Source organism: Kaistia granuli DSM 23481 (assembly GCF_000380505.1).
Classification (GTDB): Bacteria; Pseudomonadota; Alphaproteobacteria; order Rhizobiales; family Kaistiaceae; genus Kaistia; species Kaistia granuli.
Map to the genome: position 1 here is coordinate 96265 of NZ_AQYH01000007.1, position 22495 is coordinate 118759.

At 64.5% G+C, this 22495-nt stretch carries 19 protein-coding genes and 1 tRNA gene; 5 read left to right on the plus strand and 15 right to left on the minus strand.

The genetic code is table 11. The features are described from left to right. The first annotated feature begins 18 nt into the window (after positions 1 to 18). Together atpD and G342_RS0110410 are read left to right on the plus strand one after the other, a co-directional pair. Positions 19 to 1464, plus strand: a complete 1446-nt coding sequence (gene atpD / locus G342_RS0110405; protein ID WP_018183078.1) for a F0F1 ATP synthase subunit beta — start codon at positions 19 to 21, stop codon at positions 1462 to 1464. A 26-nt stretch (positions 1465 to 1490) separates the two neighbouring features. Further along, entirely contained in the window at positions 1491 to 1895 is a 405-nt protein-coding gene (locus G342_RS0110410) for a F0F1 ATP synthase subunit epsilon (protein WP_018183079.1), read from the plus strand. Positions 1896 to 2009: 114 nt separating this feature from the next. On the opposite strand, the gene G342_RS0110415 is transcribed toward G342_RS0110410, so the two are convergent. From G342_RS0110415 to G342_RS0110480, 14 genes are all read right to left on the minus strand, one after another. Beyond that, positions 2010 to 2354 (minus strand): RcnB family protein, encoded by a 345-nt coding sequence (locus G342_RS0110415; protein WP_018183080.1) that lies wholly within the window; start codon positions 2352 to 2354, stop codon positions 2010 to 2012. A gap of 96 nt (positions 2355 to 2450) precedes the next feature. Beyond that, complete coding sequence (locus G342_RS0110420) at positions 2451 to 2972, minus strand: RNA pyrophosphohydrolase (protein ID WP_018183081.1); 522 nt, start codon at positions 2970 to 2972, stop codon at positions 2451 to 2453. Between the two features lie 253 nt (positions 2973 to 3225). Further along, a complete protein-coding gene (locus G342_RS0110425; protein ID WP_018183082.1) occupies positions 3226 to 4560 on the minus strand; it encodes a S41 family peptidase in 1335 nt (444 codons plus the stop codon). Beyond that, positions 4557 to 5876, minus strand: coding sequence for a murein hydrolase activator EnvC family protein (locus G342_RS0110430; protein ID WP_245557255.1), 1320 nt, complete (start codon positions 5874 to 5876; stop codon positions 4557 to 4559). The genes G342_RS0110425 and G342_RS0110430 overlap by 4 nt, the downstream gene beginning before the upstream one ends. Before the next feature lie 187 nt (positions 5877 to 6063). Next, positions 6064 to 6543, minus strand: coding sequence for a 23S rRNA (pseudouridine(1915)-N(3))-methyltransferase RlmH (rlmH, locus tag G342_RS0110435; RefSeq protein WP_018183084.1), 480 nt, complete (start codon positions 6541 to 6543; stop codon positions 6064 to 6066). A gap of 22 nt (positions 6544 to 6565) precedes the next feature. Then, the gene (gene rsfS / locus G342_RS0110440; RefSeq protein WP_018183085.1) at positions 6566 to 6946 is read right to left on the minus strand and encodes a ribosome silencing factor; all 381 of its coding nucleotides are present in this window, start codon (positions 6944 to 6946) and stop codon (positions 6566 to 6568) included. Between the two features lie 172 nt (positions 6947 to 7118). Further along, positions 7119 to 7784 carry a nicotinate-nucleotide adenylyltransferase gene (locus G342_RS0110445; RefSeq protein WP_018183086.1) on the minus strand — a complete coding sequence of 222 codons (666 nt, stop codon included), beginning with the start codon at positions 7782 to 7784 and terminating at the stop codon, positions 7119 to 7121. Beyond that, entirely contained in the window at positions 7781 to 9070 is a 1290-nt protein-coding gene (locus G342_RS0110450) for a glutamate-5-semialdehyde dehydrogenase (RefSeq protein WP_018183087.1), read from the minus strand. Before G342_RS0110450 ends, G342_RS0110445 begins: the two co-directional genes overlap by 4 nt. 9 nt (positions 9071 to 9079) lie before the next feature. Continuing rightward, entirely contained in the window at positions 9080 to 10237 is a 1158-nt protein-coding gene (gene proB / locus G342_RS0110455) for a glutamate 5-kinase (protein WP_018183088.1), read from the minus strand. 72 nt (positions 10238 to 10309) lie between these two features. Further along, positions 10310 to 11353, minus strand: a complete 1044-nt coding sequence (obgE, locus tag G342_RS0110460; RefSeq protein ID WP_018183089.1) for a GTPase ObgE — start codon at positions 11351 to 11353, stop codon at positions 10310 to 10312. Further along, a complete protein-coding gene (locus tag G342_RS23815; RefSeq protein ID WP_018183090.1) occupies positions 11350 to 11889 on the minus strand; it encodes a GNAT family N-acetyltransferase in 540 nt (179 codons plus the stop codon). Before G342_RS23815 ends, obgE begins: the two co-directional genes overlap by 4 nt. Then, positions 11879 to 12565, minus strand: a complete 687-nt coding sequence (locus G342_RS23820) for a GNAT family N-acetyltransferase (RefSeq protein WP_018183091.1) — start codon at positions 12563 to 12565, stop codon at positions 11879 to 11881. The genes G342_RS23815 and G342_RS23820 overlap by 11 nt, the downstream gene beginning before the upstream one ends. A gap of 127 nt (positions 12566 to 12692) precedes the next feature. Then, positions 12693 to 12965 (minus strand): 50S ribosomal protein L27, encoded by a 273-nt coding sequence (gene rpmA / locus G342_RS0110475; protein ID WP_018183092.1) that lies wholly within the window; start codon positions 12963 to 12965, stop codon positions 12693 to 12695. 46 nt (positions 12966 to 13011) lie between these two features. Beyond that, entirely contained in the window at positions 13012 to 13677 is a 666-nt protein-coding gene (locus tag G342_RS0110480) for a 50S ribosomal protein L21 (protein ID WP_018183093.1), read from the minus strand. 446 nt (positions 13678 to 14123) lie between these two features. On the opposite strand from G342_RS0110480, the gene G342_RS0110485 reads away from it, so the two are divergent. From G342_RS0110485 to G342_RS23830, 3 genes are all read left to right on the plus strand, one after another. Beyond that, positions 14124 to 14213, plus strand: a tRNA-Ser gene (locus G342_RS0110485). 628 nt (positions 14214 to 14841) lie between these two features. Continuing rightward, entirely contained in the window at positions 14842 to 15291 is a 450-nt protein-coding gene (locus G342_RS25245) for a helix-turn-helix domain-containing protein (protein WP_018183094.1), read from the plus strand. Positions 15292 to 15350: 59 nt separating this feature from the next. Beyond that, entirely contained in the window at positions 15351 to 16469 is a 1119-nt protein-coding gene (locus tag G342_RS23830; RefSeq protein ID WP_018183095.1) for a tyrosine-type recombinase/integrase, read from the plus strand. Between the two features lie 900 nt (positions 16470 to 17369). Here the strand turns inward: G342_RS23830 and G342_RS0110505 are convergent. Then, positions 17370 to 22076 carry a DEAD/DEAH box helicase gene (locus G342_RS0110505; protein WP_018183097.1) on the minus strand — a complete coding sequence of 1569 codons (4707 nt, stop codon included), beginning with the start codon at positions 22074 to 22076 and terminating at the stop codon, positions 17370 to 17372. Between the last annotated feature and the right edge of the window lie 419 nt (positions 22077 to 22495).

Genomic DNA, 22495 nt, shown 5'->3' on the forward strand with positions numbered 1-22495 from the left:
TTTGGAAGGTTGAACACCATGGCGAACACCAATCAGCAGGCCGGCTCCGGCCGGGTCACCCAGGTCATCGGCGCCGTCGTCGACGTGCAGTTCGAAGGCCATCTGCCGGCGATCCTGAACGCGCTCGAGACCGACAACAATGGCAACCGCCTCGTTCTGGAGGTCGCCCAGCATCTCGGCGAGTCCACCGTGCGTTGCATCGCCATGGACGTGTCGGAAGGCCTCGTCCGCGGCCAGAAGGTCAAGGACCTCGGCGGTCCGATCCAGGTTCCGGTCGGCGTGGGCACGCTCGGCCGCATCATGAACGTCATCGGCGAGCCGATCGACGAGGCCGGTCCGGTCGAGGCCGAAGGCCTGCGTCCGATCCACGCTCCGGCTCCGAGCTATTCCGAGCAGTCGACCTCGGCCGACATCCTGGTCACGGGCATCAAGGTCGTCGACCTGCTCGCTCCCTATTCCAAGGGCGGCAAGGTCGGCCTGTTCGGCGGCGCCGGCGTCGGCAAGACCGTTCTGATCCAGGAACTGATCAACAACGTCGCGAAGGTGCATGGCGGTTACTCCGTGTTCGCCGGTGTCGGCGAGCGCACCCGCGAGGGTAACGACCTCTATCACGAGTTCATCGACTCCAAGGTGAACGCCGATCCGCACAATCCGGATCCGGCCGTGAAGTCGAAGTGCGCCCTCGTGTTCGGCCAGATGAACGAGCCGCCGGGTGCCCGCGCCCGCGTCGCCCTGACCGGCCTGACCGTCGCCGAGCATTTCCGCGACCAGGGCCAGGACGTGCTGTTCTTCGTCGACAACATCTTCCGCTTCACGCAGGCGGGTTCGGAAGTGTCGGCGCTTCTCGGCCGTATTCCTTCGGCCGTGGGCTACCAGCCCACGCTGGCGACCGACATGGGCCAGCTGCAGGAGCGCATCACCACGACGCATAAGGGCTCGATCACGTCCGTGCAGGCCATCTACGTGCCCGCCGACGATCTGACCGACCCGGCACCGGCCGCCTCGTTCGCCCACCTTGACGCCACGACCGTTCTGTCGCGCGCGATCTCGGAAAAGGGCATCTACCCGGCCGTGGATCCGCTCGATTCGACCTCGCGCATGCTGACGCCGGCAATCGTCGGCGAGGAGCACTACGCGGTGGCCCGCCAGGTGCAGCAGATCCTGCAGCGCTACAAGGCTCTCCAGGACATCATTGCGATCCTGGGCATGGACGAGCTCTCGGAAGAGGACAAGCTCACCGTCGCCCGCGCCCGCAAGATCGAGCGCTTCCTGTCGCAGCCGTTCGACGTCGCCGAGGCCTTCACGGGTTCGCCGGGCGTCCAGGTCAAGATCGAAGACACGATCAAGGGCTTCAAGGGCCTCTGCGAAGGCGCCTATGATCACCTTCCGGAAGCCGCCTTCTACATGGTCGGCACGATCGAAGACGCCGTCGAGAAGGCCAAGAAGCTCGCGGCCTCGGCTTGATCGTCTGACGAGAGAAAGAGGCCAAAATGGCAGATCCGTTCCCGTTCGAACTCGTATCGCCCGAGCGGCTCCTGCTGTCGGAGTCGGTCCTGTCGGTCGTGGTGCCGGGTGCTGAGGGCGAGTTCACGGTCCTCAAGGACCACGCTCCCTTCATGGCAACCGTCAAGCCCGGTTGCGTTGTCGTGACCCTGGTCGGTGGTGGCGTGCAGAAGTTCTTCGTTCGCGGCGGCTTCGCCGACGTGAACGGGGGCGGCCTGACCATCCTCGCCGAGCAGGCGGTCCCGGTCGAAAGCCTCAGCGCCGAGGTGATTGCCACCGAGATCCGCAACGCCGAGGAAGATGTCGCCGACGCGCGGGACGATGCGACCCGCATCGTCGCGCAGACCAAGCTGGCACAGCTCCAGGACGTCCGCGCCGCTCTCGCGAGCTAATATCGCCGCCCGGTCGACGCCGGACGAGCCCCAAAACAAAAAAAACCCGCCATCGGCTGATGGCGGGTTTTTTGTTATCCGGCTGTTAGCGGCGCGTTACCCCGCCACCGGGGCTCAGCGGCCCGCAGTGGCGATCGCGGCGATCAGGCCGGTGGCGATGCCGATCATCAGATACTGTCCGTCATTCTCGACCCACTGGTAGCCACGCGGCGGCGCCTTCAGGTTGTGACGGTGATAGTCCACGTTGCGGCGATATTCCTTCGGCACCCGCTGGCCCTTCGACCAGTGATGACGCTTCTTCTGCTTCGCGCGGTAGTCACGATGATCCTTGCGATGCGACTGCTCGTAGCCATGGCCACGATGATCGCGGCCTGGGTCGCGATCGCGATAGGACTGGGCGTAGGCGGCCGGCGTCGCCAGCATCGACAGGGCGACCGTTGCGAGGAGGATGCGCTTCATGGGGGACCTCTCTGGTTGGTGACCCCGTTCTAGCGCGCCGCCTCTGAACCGAAACTGAATGCAAGCCTTACTTATCATTCAGACTCGGGCGCGACCTCAGGGCGCCGCGAGATGGCGGAAGGCGTCGACGACCTGCTCGTAGACCTTTCGTTTGAACGGCACGATCAGCGACGGCAGCGTCGCCAGCCGCTCCCAGCGCCAGGAAATGAACTCCGCCTCGAACTGGCCGCCACCGGGCTGCAGCACATCGATCTCGCTCTCGTCGCCGTCGAAGCGGAAGGCGAACCACTTCTGCCGCTGGCCGCGATATTTGCCTTTGAGGGCGATACCGACCAGCTCCGGCGGCAGATCATAGTCGAACCAGCCCTCGGCCTCGTGCAGCAGCGAGGCGGACCGGATGTTGGTCTCCTCGTAGAGCTCGCGCCGCGCCGCGGGCAGCGGCTCCTCGCCCTTGTCGATGCCGCCCTGCGGCAATTGCCAGACGGGATCGCCCGGCGTCAGTTCGGCGTTGGGCGAGCGCTCGCCGACGAAGACGAGGCCGTCCCGGTTGAAAACGACCGTGCCGACGCAGGGCCGGTAGGGGAGCAGGGTTGGGTCGACGGGCTTCTTGGCAGTCATGGTCTCAGGCACCTGGGAATTTTGGAAAGCCGGGCGCCGGGGGCGACGCCGGAGGGCGGTGTGGATCGGGCGCGACGATAGCACGACCGGCATCCGCTCCGCAGCGGGGGGACAATCGCCGCCCGGGAACAGCAGAGCCGCCAGCGGCCGCCTCAGGGCCGGCCGGAGCCGTCAGGAAGCCGTGCCGGGTCGACTGCGCGGACCCGCGCGGGCGGAACGAAAAACGGCGCCCCGAGGGGCGCCGTTTCTGGCTTCAGTTGGGGACCGCCGCCTGCGGGTTCGGCGGGAAGGCGCTGTTGGCCTGGCGGCCGTCGAGAAGGCCGATCGCCTCCTGCAGCTGCTTGTCGTCCTTCGCCTCCGGCGGCACATAGGCCTGCGAGCCGGTGCCCTCGTCACCGCCACCCTCATTGGTGAGGTGGCCCTTGAGCGAGGCCTCGCCCTTGGTGTCGGTGATCTTGTCCTTCAGTTCCGGCGGCAGATCCTGCACGACCTGGATATCGGGATCGATGCCCTTGGCCTGGATCGACTTGCCGGACGGTGTGTAGTAGCGCGCCGTCGTCAGTCGGATGGCGCCGTTCGAGCCGAGCGGCACGATCGTCTGCACCGAGCCCTTGCCGAACGACCGCGTGCCGAGGATGGTGGCGCGCTTGTGATCCTGCAGCGCGCCGGCGACGATCTCAGAAGCCGAGGCCGAGCCGCCATTGATCAGCACGATGACCGGCTTGCCGTCGGTCAGGTCGCCCGGGCGGGCGTCGTAGCGCATGTTCTGGTCGGCATGGCGGCCGCGCGTCGAGACGACCTCGCCCTTGTCGAGGAAGGCGTCGCCGACGAGCTCCGCCTGGTCGAGCAGGCCGCCCGGATTGTTGCGCAGATCGAGGATGTAGCCCTTGATCTTGTCCTTGCCGATATCCTGCTTCAGCTTGTCGATCGCCGACTTCAGCCCGTCATAGGTCTGCTCGTTGAAGCTGGAGATGCGCAGGTAGCCGATATCGCCCTCGGCGCGCGAACGGACCGACTGCACGCGGATGACGTCGCGGACGATCTTCACGTCAAAGGGCTTCTCGGTGCCCTTGCGCTGGATCGTCACCGTGATCGGCGTGTTGACGGCGCCGCGCATCTTGTCGACGGCCTGGTTCAGATTCATGTTCTGGATCTGCTCGCCGTCGAGCGCGACGATCAGGTCGCCCGCCAGAATGCCAGCCTTGGCCGCCGGGGTGTCGTCGATCGGCGACACGACCTTGACGAGCCCGTCCTCCATGGTCACTTCGATGCCGAGCCCGCCGAACTCGCCGCGGGTCTGGACCTGCATGTCCTTGAAGTCTTTGGGGTTCATGTAGCTCGAATGGGGATCGAGCGAGGTCAGCATGCCATTGACCGCGGCCTCGATGAGGGCGCTGTCATCCGGCTTCTCGACATAGTCGGACCGGATCCGTTCGAACACGTCGCCGAACAGATTGAGCTGCCGATAGGTATCCGAGACCGCGGCATGCGCGACGCCCGGAATGAGGCTCGGTACCTGGGTAAACGTCACGGCTGCCGTCGCGCCGATGATGGTGCCGGCCAGGAGCAGCGAAGCGTTGCGTATCATCCGCCAACCTTTTCGTCGTTGGATCGGGCCCACCATGGGGCCGGGTCGATCGAGTTACCGTCTTTGCGAAATTCGACGTAGAGCACGGGCTGTGTCGCACCAACGCTGACGGTGCTGCTGCTTGCCAGAAGCCGCGACCCCATCTGCGCCACAGGTTCCCCTGCGAGGACGAATTGGCCCAGTTCGACGTCGATCCGTTCCATTCCTGCCAGCAGGATATGATACCCGCCGCCGGCATTGATGATCAAGAGTTGTCCGTAGGATCTGAACGGTCCGGCATAGACCACCCAGCCGTCCGACGGCGAGGAAACCCGGGCCGTGGCCCGGGTCGCGATCGACAGGCCCTGCGTCGTGCCGCCGAGCCCGTCGGGGTCCCCGAAGGCCTTCAGCTGCGCGCCGTTGGCCGGTCGGGGCAGCAATCCCTTGGTCGAGGCGAAGGCCACGGCCGGTGCAATGCGATCGGCCTCGCCGAGGCTTTCGGCCTGGCGGGAGGCGCTGCCATCCGCGATCGCCGCCTGGTTGGCCGCTTCGGCTTTCCGGGCGGCCTCGGCCGCCTCCGCCGCCGCGGTCAGCTGGCCTTCGAGGTCGGCGATCAGGCCCTGCAGGCTGGTCGCGTGCTTGGCCAGTTCTTCCGATTTCGCCTGCTCTTCCGCCAGTTGCTGCTCGGAGCGGGCGCGGGCCTTGCGCTTGTCGTCGACCAGGAATTCGATCCGGGTCCGCTCCTCGGCGAGCGCGCTGGCATCGGCCCGCATGCGGTCGCGCTCGCGCGCCTGTTCGGTCTTCAGGGCGACCAAGTGCTGCAGGTCGGCCGCCAGCGCCTCCGCCTCCTCGCGCAGCTCCGGAACAACCGAGCCGAGCAGCATGGCGCTGCGCACCGAGGCGAGCGCGTCTTCCGGCCGGACGACGATGGCCGGCGGCGGCTTGCGGCCCATGCGCTGCAGGGCGCCGAGCACATTGGCCAGCACCCCCCGCCGCGCGATCAAAGAGGCGTGAACGGTCTTCTCCTCGTCGAGCAGACCGCCCATCCGCTGCTCGGCCTGATCGATCTGGCGCTCGAGGCCGCGTGCCCGTTCGCCGGTTTCGATCAGCGACTTGTTGAGCGCGGTGCGATCCTGGTCGAGCCGGTCCAGTTCGGCCCGCAGCGCCGCCTGGCGCTCCGACGTCACCGCGATATCGCGGGTAATGGCATCGAGTTCAGCGCGACGGGCCGCACGCTGCTGTTCGGTCTCGCTGAGGTCCGCACCGGCCGCGGCCTGCGGCGCGGGCGCTTCCTGCGCCCAGACGGGGAAGCCCGCCGATGCCGCGATGACCGTCACGACGGCGGCTCGCGCCATCGCGGGAACCACCTGTCGAGGCAACGCAGGGACCCAGTTTCGAAGCAAGAGCAGGCGCTCGACGGCTATGGCTGACTGAACAGCGGAGAGCTATGGCTGCGAAATCCTAACGGACCGTCAACCGTGATTGACCCATCGTAGCCTCGGATTGCGGCCGAAGCGCGACAGCTCATTCGCGATGATAGGGGTGGCCGGAGAGAATCGTCATGGCCCGATAGACCTGCTCCGCCAGCAGCATCCGCACGATCTGGTGCGGCCAGGTCATGGCGCCGAAAGCGAGCTTCAGATCGGCGCGCTTTCGGATCGCGTCGCCATGGCCGTCCGGACCGCCGATGGCGAAGACCAGGTCGCGGGCGCCCTGATCGCGCCAGTCCCCGAGGCGGCGCGCGAAAGCGGTGCTGCCGGGCGTCTCGCCGCGTTCGTCGAGGGCGACCAGAATGGCGCCATCGGGCAGGGCGGCGAGCAGGGTCGTGGCTTCCTGCGCCATCCGTTCGTCGGCGCGCGCGGCGCGGCTTTCCACGAATTCGCGGACGGAGAGTGTCAGGCCGAGACTACGCCCGGCCTGCGAGGCCCTGTCGACATAGCGATCGACGAGCGCGCGATCGGGGCCGGCTTTGAGCCGACCCACGGCGGCGATCATGATGCGCATCCTGCGACCTGCCGGATCCGGACTATTCGCGTGCCGGAGCCGAGGTCGGAGATGCCGCCGATTGCGGCTCTTCTGCCGACCACATCTTCTCGAGGTTATAGAAGGAACGAACCTCGGGACGGAAGATGTGCACGATCACGTCGCCCGCATCCAGCAGCACCCAATCGCAATGGGGCACGCCTTCGACGCGCGCGACGCGTCCGCCGGCTTCGGTGAGGTCGCGGCTGATATGTTCAGCAATCGAGCTGACATGTCGCTGCGACCGGCCCGTGGCGACGACCATATAGTCGGCCAAGGCGGATTTGCCGGCGATATCGATGGAGACAATATCCTCAGCCTTCGAATCTTCGAGGGTGGTGAGGATCGCTTTGAGAGCTTCGTCCGCCGCAATCTGCCGGCGCACGGCCACTCGGTGAGGCGCGCGTTGAATGGCGCCCTCAGGCTGCATTGCCGTCGTCAGTGGTCAGTCCTTTCGCCATGGGGCGTGCTTGGCCTTTTGGTTGGCCAGGAGCATCAGCGCTCCGCGCGACGCAAATCGTCGCAAAAAAGTACATAGGCACGACCCTGTGGCGCTTTCAAGACGCTACGGCGCTCTTCGTGCGCTTGGCGCGCAGTTCCGTCGAAGAAAGCGCGATCCGGGGCCCATGCAGGAAGGTCCAGGCTGGTGTCGGCGCTGTCGGAAGCTGAGCCGCGTCGCGTTCCCGCAGCCGGTCGCGACGGAGAGCGACCGCCGCCGGCGAGGCCGGGCCGGTAAAGGTGCTGCCCGGCCGGTCATAGACGGCGATCGGCATCAAGGCCGCGATCTGGCGCCAATGCCGCCAGCGGTGGAACTGGCGCAAATTGTCGGCACCCATGATCCAGACCAGATCGACATTCGGCAGGCGTTCGGAGAGGATCGCCAGCGTATCCGCGGTGAAACGCGTATTGAGCGTCGCCTCGATCGCCGTGACGTGGATCCGCGGATGGCGGGCCATGGCGCGCGCGGCGGCGACCCGGCGACCGAGGTCGTCGGGCGCGTGGCGCTTGAGCGGATTGCCCGGTGTCACCAGCCACCAGATGGCGTCGAGCTTCAGCCGGTGCAGCGCCATCAGGCTGACGGTCAGGTGACCCCGGTGCGGCGGATCGAAGGATCCGCCGAACAGGCCGATGCGCTGGCCAGGGGCCGCGAAAGGAAGCTTCAGGGCCGAACGGAGCGCCGGATCGACCACCACCTCGTTCTGGTCGGCCCCCGGCAAGTTCACGGCCGCGTCTGCCCGGCGCCGTTGACGCGGTACTTGAACGAGGTCAGCTGCTCGACACCGACCGGGCCGCGCGCATGCATGCGGCCGGTGGCGATGCCGATCTCGCCGCCGAAGCCGAACTCGCCGCCATCGGCGAATTGCGTGGAAGCGTTGTGGACGACGATGGCGGAATCGACTTCGGCCAGGAAGCGCGCTGCGGCGGCTGCGTCATCGGTGATGATGCCGTCGGTATGGTGCGAGCTGTAGGTCTCGATATGGTCGATCGCCTCATCGAGGCCGGCGACGACCTTCACCGAGAGGATCGCGTCGAGATATTCGGTCGACCAGTCCTGCTCGGTCGCAAGCGTGGCGGCCGGGAAGCGCTCGCAGACCTCGCGGTCGCCGCGGATGGCGCAGCCCGCCGAGACGAGCGCGTCCAGGACCGGCACCAGATGGGTGTCGAGAATCGCACGGTCGATCAGCATCGTCTCGGTGGCGCCACAGACGCCGGTCCGGCGCATCTTGCCGTTGACCAGCAACGTCTTCGCCATGGCGAGGTCGGCTCCGGCGTGGACATAGAGATGCACGATCGCCTCGAGATGGGCGAAGACCGGCACGCGCGCTTCTTCCTGGACGCGGGCGACCAGGCTCTTGCCGCCGCGCGGCACAATCACGTCGATGGCGCCGTCGAGGCCGGACAGCATGAAGCCGACGGCGGCGCGATCGCGGGTCGGCACCATCTGGATGGCGTCGGCAGGCAGGCCGGCGGCGACCAGCCCCTCGGCAAGCGCCGCATGGATGGCGGAGGACGAATGGAACGAGTCCGAGCCGCCGCGCAGGATCACGACATTGCCAGCCTTGAGGCAGAGCGCGCCGGCATCCGCCGTCACGTTGGGACGGCTCTCATAGATGACGCCGATGACGCCGAGCGGCGTGCGCACACGCTCGAGATGCAGGCCGTTCGGGCGATCCCAGGCGGCGATCACGGTGCCGACGGGATCGGGCAGGGCGGCGATCTCCTCGATCGCGGTGGCGATGCCCTCGATGCGGGCCGGCGTCAGCGTCAGGCGGTCGAGGAAGGAGGCGAGCGCGCCTTCCTGCTGCATCGCCGCGACATCCTTGGCGTTGGCCGCGAGGATGGCGTCGGTGCGGGCGCGGATGGCGGCGGCCATCGCGGCCAGCGCCGCGTTCTTGGTTTCGGCCGGAGCCAGCGCCAGGCGTCGGGCCGCGGCACGGGCGCGGCGGCCGATTTCCAGCATCACGGTCTCGACCGTCTCGGTGTTCTCGCTGAGGAGGGACGTCGTCATGATGGGTTCCTATTCGCCACGCAGCGCCATGTCGTCGCGATGGACCATGGCCGCCCGGCCGGCAAAGCCGAGAATGGTTTCGATTTCCTTGGTGTTGCGGCCGGCGATCCGCTCGGCATCGGCGGCGTCATAGGCGACGAGACCGCGCGCGATCTCCTCGCCGTTCGGCCCCTGCACGATGATCGCGTCGCCGCGCTGGAACCGGCCTTCGACCCGGCGCACGCCAGCCGGCAGCAGGCTCTTGCCGGTCCGGAGCGCCTTGACCGCGCCCTCGTCGATGACCAGCACGCCGCGCGTCTCCAGATGGCCGGAGATCCATTTCTTGCGCGCGGTGACGGGGTTTACCTCGGGCAGGAACCAGGTCGCCTTGGCGCCCTCGGCGATCCGCTTCAGCGGGTTCTGCGGCTTGCCGAGTGCGATCAGCATGGCGGCGCCGGCCACCGTCGCGATCTTCGCCGCCTCGACCTTCGTCTTCATGCCACCGCGCGAAAACTCCGAGCCGGCGCCGCCGGCCATCGCCTCGATCTCGGCGGTAATGCGCTCGACGATGGGGATGAAGGTGGCGTTGGGATCGGCATGCGGCGGCGCGGTGTAGAGCCCGTCGATGTCGGAGAGCAGCACCAGGAGGTCGGCGCCCATCATCGAGGCGACGCGGGCGGCGAGGCGATCATTGTCGCCATAGCGGATCTCGCTGGTGGCGACCGTGTCGTTCTCGTTGATGACGGGGATAGCGCCGAGTTTCAGCAGCGTGCCGATGGTCGAGCGGGCGTTCAGGTAGCGCCGCCGCTCCTCGGTGTCGCCCAGCGTCAGCAGGATCTGTCCCGCCTTCAGATCGTGCCGGCCGAGCATCTCGGAATAGGCGCGGGCGAGCGCGATCTGGCCGACGGCGGCCGCCGCCTGGCTCTCCTCCAGCTTCAGCGCGCCCTTGGGCAGACCGAGCACGCCGCGCCCGAGCGCGATGGCGCCGGACGAGACGAGCAGCACCTCGCGCCCACCGGAGGCCAGCGCCGCGACGTCGTCGACGAAGGCGGCGAGCCAGTCCTCGCGCAGCCGGCCCGTCGCGCGGTCGACCAAGAGGGCCGAGCCGACCTTGACGACGATACGGCGGAAATTCTCCGGCTTGAGCTTAGCCGCGATGTCGGCGGTCTGTTCCGCGATCATGCTCATTTTGTCTGTGCTCTTCGATCCGATGGGGGCGGTCCCCCGTTGCAAGGCTCAATGCGGTAAGGCGATTGAGCGTCACGGTCGCCAGGGCTCGTCCTTGGCGCTCGGATGCAGGTTCGGGTCTTCCAGCTTGCCCTCGTCGATGATGCGCCCGATCGTGCGGAGCGCGCCTTCCATGCCGATCCGGGTCGCGGCCGAAAGCACGAGAGGCGTCTGCCCGGAGGCCTTCGCCAGTTCGCGCTTGATCCGCTCGAGCTCGTCCTCGGGGATGGCGTCCGCCTTGGACAGCGCCACCACTTCGCGCTTCTCGGCCAGCACGTCGCCATAGGCCTCGAGCTCGCCGCGCACGACGCGGTACGCCTCGACCGGATCTTCCTGGGTGCCGTCGACCAAGTGCAGCAGCACCCGGCAGCGCTCGACATGGCCGAGGAAGCGGACGCCGAGGCCGACGCCCTCATGCGCGCCCTCGATCAGGCCGGGAATGTCGGCCAGCACGAATTCGCGGCCGTCGCTGCGCACGACGCCGAGGTTCGGATGCAGCGTGGTGAAGGGATAGTCGGCGATCTTCGGCTTGGCGGCGGTGACGGCGGCGAGGAAGGTCGACTTGCCGGCATTGGGCAGGCCGACGAGGCCGGCATCGGCGATCAGCTTCAGGCGGAGCCAGATCCAGCGCTCCAGGCCCTCGAGGCCGGGATTGGCCCGGCGCGGCGCCTGGTTGGTCGAGGTCTTGAAATGCGCGTTGCCGAAGCCGCCATTGCCGCCGCGGGCCAGCTGGACGCGCTGGCCGACATGCGTCATGTCGGCGATCAGCGTCTCGCCGTCCTCGTCATAGATCTGGGTGCCGACCGGCAGCTTCAGGGTGACGTCGTCGCCCTTGCCGCCGGCGAGGTTGCGGCCCATGCCGTGCACGCCGACCTTGGCCTTGAAATGCTGCTGGTAGCGATAGTCGATCAGCGTGTTCAACCCGTCGACGCATTCGGCCCAGACGTCGCCGCCCCGGCCGCCATCGCCGCCGTCCGGCCCGCCGAACTCGATGAATTTTTCCCGACGGAACGAGACGCAGCCGGCGCCGCCGTCGCCGGAGCGGATATAGACCTTGGCTTCGTCGAGAAATTTCATTTTTTAAACTCGTAGTGACGCGCGCGCGTCAGGGCTGTGTCGATATGCGCAAGATCGCGGCCAAGCGCAAGGTTATGCTGGATCGAGCGGCCAATGATCTCGAATCCGAGCCGCTTCTGGATGGCGAGCGAACGCTCGTTGCCCTCGAACACGCCGGACTGGATCTCGGTGATGACCGGATTGGCGAAGGTGTCGTCGACGAGGGCGGCCACCGCCTCGCTCATGTAGCGCTTGCCCCAATGGGCCTGCGCCAGCCAGTAGCCGAGGATCGGCCGCGTGCCGGCGGCGCGCAGCGAAATCAGCCCGATCATGCCGTCGCGATCGATGGCGTAGACCTGCTCGGCGCTGACCGGACGCTGGGCCCGTTCCCAGGCGAGGAAGCGCTCGGCCTCGTCGAGGCTGTAGGGGTAGGGAACGCGCGCCAGCCAGCGCGTGACCTCGTAATCGCCGAGGCTCGCGGCGATGGCGGGGCCGTCGTCGGGCCGGAGCGGGCGCAGCAGCACGCTCGCCGTGGGGATCGTCTTCTCAGGCAGCATGGCTCGTATCGTCATCGTCGCTCGTCCTTGTCTTCGAGGCGGCAGGCGCTGAATCCGCGCCCCTTGTCGCGCTGAAATCCGTCGCCGCCGTGGCGCCCCAGGATTTCAGGCTCTGCCAGACCCGTCGCTCGAGCACGAAATGCTCGACCGGCACCGCGCCGCGCGCCGCCAGCGATCGCACCATGCCGGTATCGCGGAACTGGAAGCCGCATTTGGCGACCACCCGGCGCGCCGCCGTGTTGGTGACGCGAACCGAGCACCAGAGCCGCTCGACCCGGCCGGCGTCGAAGGCATGGTCGATCGTCGCATGGGCGATCTCGGTGCCGAAGCCTTCGCCCCAGAACCGTTCCGCCACGAAGAAGGAGAGCGCGTGGCCGCCGGGCCGGGTGGCGCTCGGCCGATGCAGGCCGGCGCCGACGACGCCGCCGGATCGCGCCAGAACGGCGACATGCGCGGCCATGCCGTCGCCGGCACGATCCTCGGCGATCCAGGCCTCGGCGTCGGCGCGCCGATAGGGATGGGGCACGGTCACGAGATGGCTCGCGACGCGCGGATTGTCGATCGTGGCGGCGAGGATTGCCGCGTCCTCCGTCCTGGGCCGCCTGAGGATCAGCCGCGCCGTCAGGACGCTCCGTTCTTCGTCTTCGCTTGCCTCGTCCGCATCGTGGTCCCGCATTGGTGCCTCCCATCGGGCCAAAGAAAAGGGGGAGATGGTGTCCCATCTCCCCCTGATCACTTGCGGATCACTTTGCCGTTCGGTCGGCCGGGTCTGATGCGACACCGGCGTTCCTTGGAAAAGCCGGTTATTCTGCAGCCTCCAGCGCCGCCGGGGCGACGGAGACGTAGGTACGGCCATTGGCTTTCTTACGGAAGGATACGTGTCCGTCCGTGGTGGCGAAGATCGTGTGATCCTTGCCGAGGCCAACGCCGGTGCCCGGATGCCACTGCGTCCCGCGCTGGCGCAGGATGATGTTGCCGGAAATGACGGCTTCGCCGCCGAACTTCTTGACGCCGAGACGGCGACCCGCGGAATCGCGACCGTTGCGCGAAGAACCGCCTGCCTTTTTGTGTGCCATGATCGAACTCCCGATCCGTTGTTAGGGGCGCGCTAGGAAGCGCGGCTCAGCGATCTTCGCCGGACTTCAGCTCTGCCTGGTCGACCTTGGCGCGCGGCGGCTTGCCGGCGAGAAGCTCGGAGGCCTGCTGGACCCACTCTTCACGAACAACCCGGCCACGCAGGGCGAGTTCTTCATCATACTTGGCGATGTCGGCATCGGTCCAGGCGGCAATCTGCTCCCAGGAGGTGATGCCGGCGGCGCGCAGCTTCTTCTCGATGGTCGGGCCGATGCCCGAGATCAGCGAGAGGTTGGAGCTGTCGAGCCCGCCGCTGACGAGGGCAGCCGGTGCTGCGTCGGTCGCGGGTGCCGCAACCTTGGCCTTGGCCTTGGCCGGCTTCTTGCCGGATGCCTTGGCGCCATTGGTCAGGATCTCGGTGATCCGGACGATGGTCAGGTGCTGGCGATGGCCGCGGCTGCGCTTGGAATTCTGACGGCGACGCTTCTTGAAGACCAGGATCTTGCGCGTGCGCATCTGATCGATGATCTCGGCCGAAACCGAAGCGCCTTCGACGAAGGGGGCACCGATGGTGACGCCGGCTTCGCCGCCGACGAGGAGGATCTCGCCGAAGGTAACCATATCGCCGGGCGCTCCTTCGAGCAGCTCGACTTCCAGTTCGTCATTGGCGGCAACCGAGTACTGCTTGCCACCCGTCTTGATGACTGCGAACATTGTTCTATCCAGTTGTTCAGCGTGACCTCGAAGGGCCCGCTTCTTCAGTCAGGGTTCATGAAATGGAAATGGCGCAGCCAGAAGCCACGCCGCCATTCCGGGCGCACTTATAGGGATGGAGCCCCACCTGTCAAGCGAAACAGGGCGTCCGAAACGCCGAAAATCAAGCGCAGCGCGGGCGTGAGGCGAGGTCGTCGGCCATGGATTCTGTCGCCCGGCGAGCGGGCGAGCTGAGCACTTTCTTCTGCGGGCCGCTTCTTCGGGAACCTCCGATGTCGGCCGTCGGCCGGCCGGTTCGGCATTGCTGCGTCATGACGGGCTGTGCGCGTGGGCGGATGCCCGCCTTGCACGGCTGGATGTCCACAAGCCGTGGGAAAGGCAGCGAAGGGACTTGTCATCGCCTGCCGACCCATGTATCAGGCCAATCGCGCTGACAGCGCCACCGCGGAGAGGTGGCAGAGTGGTCGATTGCACCGCACTCGAAATGCGGCATACTCGCAAGGGTATCGGGAGTTCGAATCTCCCCCTCTCCGCCATTTAACTCTTTCATCTATCTGATTTATTTAATCTTTTCGCATCAACTGGCGTACCGGCCCATCATCAAGCCCATCAGTCAGCCGGCGTGGATCGTTGATCGTGTGCCCTATTGCCAAATGTAATTGCGTGAGGCACATAGGGTTTGCCTGATCTTGCTTGATCAGAGTGCATCTTAGCTGCGCAGGACGTGCGGCGGGTGATTTCTTCCCACCATTGGTTGGATGGATCCCTGCGTATGTCCACGTCACCACAATTTAGTCTCCCCTTTGGGGATGGCCAAGATCATTCCCCGGAAACGACGATTAATCCCGTTTCTGTGAGAGGGCGCTCGCCAACGTCTGTTGGTCCGCCCACACCGAAAGCAATTAGTCCGAAATCAAAGCCATCAGCCTCTCAGGATGTACTAGCTGTTTCGGCGTCGGCCGCAACGCAACCCCATCCAAAGGCTGTGACTTACGTCTCCGTTCGGCAACTCGCATCGCGGCTTTCCGTGAGCGTGCCGACGATTTGGCGCTGGGCGGCCACTATGCCCGATTTTCCAAAGCCGATTAGCCTATCGCCCGGGACGACACGTTGGGATCTGCATGAGATCCTCGCCTTCGAGGCCGCCCGTCGCGAGTCTTCGCGATGCTGAGCCGACCGGAACGCAAGCCTTCGCGTATCAATCACTCGCCCAAGAAGGCCCGGCAGAATTGGGTGTACGAGTTCGCCGAGGTCGTTGATCTCTATCAGGTCCACCCGAATACGGTCCGCAACTGGATCAAGCAGGGGCTGCCTCATATCCGAAACGGCAAGAAGCGTCTGTTTCGTGGCGAGGACCTCAATACGTTCCACAGCAGGGGACGCGAGCGCCGGAAGTTCTCCTGCCGGCCGGGCGAGCTCTTCTGCGTCCGCTGCAAACAGCGTCATTCGCTCGTAGGGCGTCGCGTTTCGTTTCACTGGACGAGCCCGGTCGCTGGTCTTCTCGATTGGGAATGCCCTGACTGTCGTAGGCGCAATGTGACCCACATGACGCACGCCGGCTATGACCGCCTGACCAAGGCGGGCGTCAATCTCAGCAGCGACATCGACGATTAGGGCTCATCTCTCGTCCCTGCTCAACTTGTGATGAACAACCCCTAAATTGGTTCACTGGCATGACTGTTGAAAACGACATCCTGCGCTTTCACTACCGTCGCTACATGGAGCACGCCAAAGGCTATTCCCCGAAAACGATCGACAGCCATCTGCGGGCCATCGTCAGTTTCGATCAGTTCCAGCGTGGTCGCGACTTCGGAACGATCACCACGGATCAGATCATCTCCTTTCGGAAACACCTTCTTGAAAAGTCGTCCGAGGTGACGGGAAGGGTGCTTTCCGCGTCCACCATCGTCCACACCCTGGGTGCGCTGAAGGACTTCTTTCACTGGTTGGCCGAAACGGGGTTCCCGAAGTTTGACCGGAGCGCGATCGACTACTTCACGCCACCGAAGCGCACCGAGCTTAACGCTCGCACTCGGCCGCGCCGTCCTATCGCCACCCCTCAGGATGTCGCCAGGATGATTGAGGCAACGCCGCGCGACACTCTGGAAGGACTCCGCGATGCCGCCGTGATCTCGATTGTCTTCCTGACCGGGATTCGGGTTGGTGCGCTCATCTCTCTCAAGATCAAGCATGTTCGTCCCGACGCACGCCAGATCGATCAGGATTCCGACGAGGTCCAGACCAAGTTCGGCAAGAACCAGGTGACGACGTGGTTCTCGGTCGGCGAGCCGTACGAGACCATCCTTCTCGAGTGGCTGGAGGTTCGCAAAGCGGCCGGCGCGACGGACGAGGATCCGCTCTTTCCTAGGAAGCACTCGGCGTTCGGGAGCCATTCCGAGGAACAGGATACGGAGCTGCCCTGGGTCTCGTCACGGCCGATCAACGAGATCTTCAAGAAGGCCTGTCGCGAAGCCGGGCTTCCCTACTTCAATCCGCACTCCATCCGGAACACACTGACCCGCATGGCGCGCACCGTGTGTCGGACGGATGAGGAGAAGAAGGCCTGGAGCCAGAACCTCGGCCACAAGCACATGCGGACGACCGACGAAAGCTATGGCCACGTCGACACCGATCGCCAGCATGAATTGCTGGTGGCACTGCGCTCGCGGAGTGGCAAGCGTCAGAAGGACGAGGCGCTGGTGGAGGCCATTCTGGCCGCTTCCGACGCCGTGAAAGACGCGATCGATGTCATCCTGCGCACGCAGATGCCGTTCCTCGGTACTGCTTCCTAAGCGGCCTCGTCGCGAATTCTTCTATAGGCTTCGGGCCCAAGAAGACGACTAACCACCAGCGCCCGCACTCGCAGGCGCTGGTGGTTGCTTTGAGGCACCGGGTCCGTGGAACTTGCATGCCATGGCGGGGACCAAATTACCTCGCCTGCCGGCGACCCAATCAGGGCCTCTGTAGCTCATCTAGGATGATGGCCGCGTTCTCCTGTCATGAGCGGGCTGCTCCGAGGTGGCGCGTAACTGTGGCTCGACACACCCGCAGTTCGGGGGCAACGAAGAGCGAGCTACGCCTCCTCATGCCAAGGGGCTTCCCTGACGATTCGGGCGACCGTGCTGACGCCGATGCCGAGTTTCGGCGCGGCCGCGGTGGAGGTGGCCCAGTACGTGCTGGCGGCGACGCAAGGCGCGGTCCTGCCATTGGTCCCGTACCTCGATACCCTGCGCTGGGAGTTCATCGTCGTTGCTCTCGGAGGGATCGCGGACGATCTACGCTCCGCTCGACGACTTGCGGCGAGGGCGGCGATGATCGGCGGGCTGTTCACCGGGATCGCCACCAGCCCATGGATTCGAGCGGCGCTGCGCTACGGAGCCGTCGCTCTGGCTGTGTTCCTGCTTTTGCTTCGGCGCTCCGGGGAGCGAGCAGGACGCCTCTCCGAACGCCTTGAAATCACGGGCAATGCCAATGACGTCCAACGCCGGATGCTGGAAACGGCGGCTCGCCGTCCTTGCTTTCCGCCACTCTCGGCAGGATCAGGCAGAACGTGTTCCCCCGCGGATTGGCGCAAGGTTTCCCTGCCCAACGACTGTCGTGCCATGGAACACGGACAGAAACGTGCATGGTGGGCAAGCGTCTTGCTCCGGCGAACATTGGCATTCCTTCCTGCAGGGCAGTCGCGCGCTGCCTCAAGTATCAAAAAACCGCCTGCAGAAGTAATAGGCGAGACGATCTTTAAAGTTTATAATGTTGTCTTCAACGGTCATGATCTCACAGTGAGCGGTGCCGCCGTTCGTCGGTCCTCTGAGGCCCCGGCCAACCATCTGCATGTAGAGTACGGGGCTGAAGACAGGTCTTGAGATTAGGACCATGTCGGCCTTGGGAGCATCAAAGCCAGTCGTCAGCACACTGTGATTGCAGATTACCCGTAGATCGCCGGCACGGAACCGTCTTGTGAAATGCTGCCTCGCAAGTCGGTCCGTCTGTCCGCTGACCGCGGCGGCAGGACAACCCGCAAGATGCAGCCTCGCTGCAAGGTACTGCGCGTGGGCGACGGAGTTGGCGAAGAGGAGGATGGACTCTGCCCTGCTGTTTGCGATGGCTCCAATGATCAGATCGTTCCGGTCGGTGTCTTCGCCCATTCGATCCACGACGCTGTCAGGCAGCTCCCCAAACGTGTCGACGTGCTGTTGTTCGCGTTCTGTCAGGGTGATCGGCCTGTCGTAGCGAAGGGGGCGATAGCTTCGGTCCGCGAGCACGCCCATCTCGGAGAGCTTGTCGTGAAGGCCGGCTTGGTCGGCGGGGAACCAGCGACGGTCAAAGCGCGCCGCAAGCCGCTCGGACTCGTCCTCATTGTACCCGCGCCATGGCGTTGCGCTGAGGCCGAGAACGGGCGCTTCACGCTCCCGCGCACGCTCGCTGCCGACCTGAACATCGAGCCATCGCAACAGGTCGGTGTAGCTCGAGGTTATCGCGTGATGGCACTCATCGATGACGATGATCCCCGTTTGAGCGACCCACGCGAGTTCCGGACGACCGCTTCTGCTGCTCAAGGTTTGGATGCTTGCGATCACTACGGTTGGCTCGTCACCCTCCGGCGGTGACGGGTTTCGCTGCCCCCCCCACAGCCGCACGATACGAAGATCTTCGCCGGGCTCTCCCACATTGACCCAGAGCTGGCGAAAGCACTGGACCGCCTGCTCGCACAGTTCATCGGTCTGGGCTATCCAGAGTGCGGTACGGCGTCCATCTCCCTTCAAGACGAGCCGCACGACAGCCTCAGCAGCGACACGCGTTTTGCCGCCGCCTGTAGGCAGGCTGACCACAGCCCGGCGGCGGCCAGTGCCTGTGTCGAGAAGCGAGCCTATGCTCGTCAGGATATCTTCCTGGTAATCGTGAAGCGGTGGCAGGTGGATCGGCCCGCTTACAGAGATTTCTGCATCTCTGCGGCCGCCGACCGAAGAAGCAAACTCGATCGGGAAGCCAAGCTGTTGCACAAACAGGCGCGATTGCTCTCCACCCCATCGATTGGGAGGCGCAAGTCCTTGAAGCTCGAGTGCGTTCCTGAGCCTGCTGAGGAGCGTCGGTCCGTGAACCGCCAGTGCCAGTCTGGCAAGGCTCTCCGGATCGACATCGTTCCCAACTGCTTGACGGGTAGCAGGAGTGAGGGTCCCGAGGAGGTTCTCGAGATCACCACCGATCGCCTTCAGCAACCTGAGCTCAAGCGATTTCTCTTCTCGAACTGCCTTGCGTGCCTCGTCTGACCGCCGATCCATGATCCGGGAAAGGATTTCTTCCAGATCTGCCCCGTCCTGAATGATCCCGTGGCGCGCAAGACAACGAAGTAGCAGTTCGATGCTCTCCTTTCGGCCACGAATGCCGAACTGCTCACTATCAATGAGAAATGCGCCGTCTGCGTCCATCCCGACCGTCACTGCTCGACTGAAGGGTCCGACGCTTTCTTCAAGGCCGCTGACCCAGACGGCCAGTACTGTTCTGAGGACATCAGCGCCTTCCGGTACTGCCGCCAACTCCGGGAAAAGGTCGAGAAGGTAGGACGGCGCTGACAGACGCTTCGCGAATGACATCGAGGGCCCAGTGCCAAGCTCGATTGCGCCGGCTGCTACCCACGCCGAAGCAACATCCTCGGACAACAAAACAATCCTGCCATCATCGAGATCGTGCCCTACGCTCGGATCGGACGTCACATAGATGTCCGACAATGGGAGCGCGCCGTCGGCGCTGGGCAAGTTTGCGGGAATGGCTCCTTCAGCATGCGCCATCTCCCAAACTGGCCGAAGTGCCTTGAAGCCGCTTTTTCGCTCCGCGAGTGATTTGAATACCTCTTCCCAGAAACGCGCGGCGGCTTCTCGCGTGAGTTTGGCCCTGCTCCACGCAAAGCGTGATCCTAAGTCCGTCTCAGCGTCTCTCGCTCGGAGAAAACCGTCTACAGCTTTGAAACCGGGGGCTTCAACTCCATCCAAGATTTCAGCAAGTTCGGGGGGGATGCACTTCAACGGCACTACGAGGTTGCCGACACGTATCCGTCCATGCTCCGTCAGCCAGAAATAAGCCGGATGCGGTGCTGTCACCTTTGGGTATGAGTCCGGACGTGTCGGGTGGACGATTGTTACCTTGAACGCACCTTCGGCAGCTTGCGGGATTGCACTCAAGAGCATCTGGCTCAAATGTGCAGAACTTGCCGAAGGCAGCACGGGGAGAAGCCGCCAGCCGGGTGGCATTCGGATCGAATAGCTGGAAGTCTTGGGCAAGTATCGCGGCGTGCTGCCAGAGTGCTTCCTGCAGACTTCGTCGAAGGCAGGGCTCAACAACCGGAAGTAGTCCGTGAGATTCGGATCGCCTCGATCCACGGACTCCTCGGCACTAGGGAATTCCGTCAGCCATTCATTTGGAGCCGAGGCTTCGATCTCCTGCCGGAACTGCGGATCCATGACATGGTCATCGGGAAAACCCGCGGGGTTCACCCATACAACCAGTAGGTTCCTGCTTGTCCACTTTCCCGAAACCGCGCGAAATTTGAGCCGCTCCACATCAAGGTCATCGATGTAGTCTTGCCTCGCCTCCTGCTGTGCAGAGGCGATGTTGTGCCAGAAGTTCTCCCAGTCTTCCGCCCGATCGGATTCCTCCGCTGTCGTTAGGGATGTTTCCAGGATGTCGGACCACGCCGCTGCCGCCAGTTCGGTGACGTGCAACTGATTTATCAGGATGTCTCGGCTCTGCTTGTCCGAAGCAATTTCTTCAGCGACTGCTAGGAAGCCTGCGGGCGGAGCCGACCCGGATACGATCACTGCCTCGGAAGGGGTGGCCAAGTGCCCGTCCGCAGTTGGGATCAGGCGTGCCTCAGGAACGCTGAACAACCCGTGTTTGTAGTTTTCCTGCAGGAGGCGACCAACGAACGCCAAGGCATTTCTCGCCAGAGCGAGATCGGTATTCGCGATGCAGTTTAGCCATTCATCGGCGGGCGGCTTCGCGAGGACCTGCATGTCCCGGCGCCGCGCTTCCTCGATGAGCGCCTTCAAACGCGAGCCCCTTGCCTCGGAGGAGTAGCAGTCCGGATGCAGATAGCGTTCTCTCGCATCCGCGCCTGCTAGGTCGGCCCACGATCTGCAGATTTCCGTGTTCTCAACAAAATGCCGAACAAGCTTGCTTGGTTTGCGCGGGATACCGTTCACGTCAGGCAACACCTCAGACGAAACGATTTTGTCCCAAAGAGACCGAACAAGGGGTACGGCGATTTCGTCCTGTCGTTCCGGTTGACGCGGGAACGCACTTACTGCGGCCCCGCAGTCCTCGGCTGTCGACAGCGCAGTGAGAGAGCCGCTAATCAGATCAGCCGCTGCCAGCATTATCGCTTCGTTCCATGGTCCCCTGATCAGGTTGGTCCTGTCACTGTTGAGCTTCCAAGGAGCATTGAGAATGCCCGAAGTGCGGCTCTGCGTTTCGGTCGGGAAGAACGCCCAGAAGCGACCAGCCTGTTCACGACCACCGACCGGCACGGCCCAAGACAGTGGCACCTGCTCCCTCGCCTGGATGTGAGTTGCGTCGGAGCGCGCGGCCTGGCTTTCGACCTTTGCCGAAGCCTCGAAGACCTTCCATCGGGCCTCGTTGGTTCCGTCACCCACAACGGCAAATCCGTCTTCAAACCGCTTGGTCAAGAGACGGGGTGCAGCCCCTTCAACTTCAAGCTCGAGGGAGATAGCCGAGGGCAAGAACAACAGGAACTCTGCCGGAAAATCGGCAATTTCCTGGCTCAGTCGATCGAATGCGGCGTCATCCGATATCTCCGCCGAGACGACCGTGGTCGCCCAGCTCCACCTGCTTGTACTGAAGAGTGGACTGCTTTCGGCAGCAGGGTCCAGTACCTCAGCAAGTCGCATGCCAGGGGCGGGTGCGTTCTTGGCAAGACCAAGATGTCCACGAATGCGATCACGGCACGCTTCGGGGTCGAAGCGCAGTCCTACTGATCTGGATGTCAGGTCAACGCGACCGCCCAGTTTAAGCAGCGACTTGAACCCGATCCCAAATCGCCCAATTTGATTGCCGCGCTTGGGGGAGCTGCGCGCATTAAGGAGCGCTACGATTCCCGGTTCATCCAAGGCGGCGCCGGTGTTAGCTGCCTCCAACCGATTGGGGGAAAGGCGGACATGGATCCGGCCTTCGGGCTCCGCGGCCTCAAGGATCGCGTCGGCAGCGTTCTGCACCAGTTCGAACAACTGACGATAGGCGTATCCACCCGACAGGACCTCGTTCTCGGTCTCGAAATGCTCGGCCGCGTCCCGGGGTTGTGCCTCGTAGGCCTTAAGGCGCTTCTGGCATTCGTCGTGAACGAACTCTGCTAGCTGCTTTAGATCGGAGTCTTGGCTGCGAATATCCATGCACGCCTCAAAATCCCTAAGGGAAACATCTGCGTAGGCTGTTCCCACCCGCCCTCACCACGTTTGCGAGACTAGCCGCGAGAGATGGAGGGCGACAACAACTTACGAGAGCATCGGTGTCGCTTTTGGTCTGCCCCCTGAAAGTTCTCTCATCGCATTGGTCAAGCTGGTTGATCGGGCTTTGCGCACACGCCGGGTTCATGGTTCTCTCCGCGGTCGGTCTCGGTGGATCGCCGCGTGTTGGCGTCAGATTGTCGGATCAACCGAAGCGATCCTCGTGGTTGCCGAAAGCACCGCATTTCCAGGGACGGCTTGATCCGCGCCAAGCGACGCGATCCACCAGAAGCCAGGATTAAACACCTCGCCACTTAGGTTCGTACCGAGGTGTTGTTCCGTGAAACAGCGTCGGCTGCGGGGGC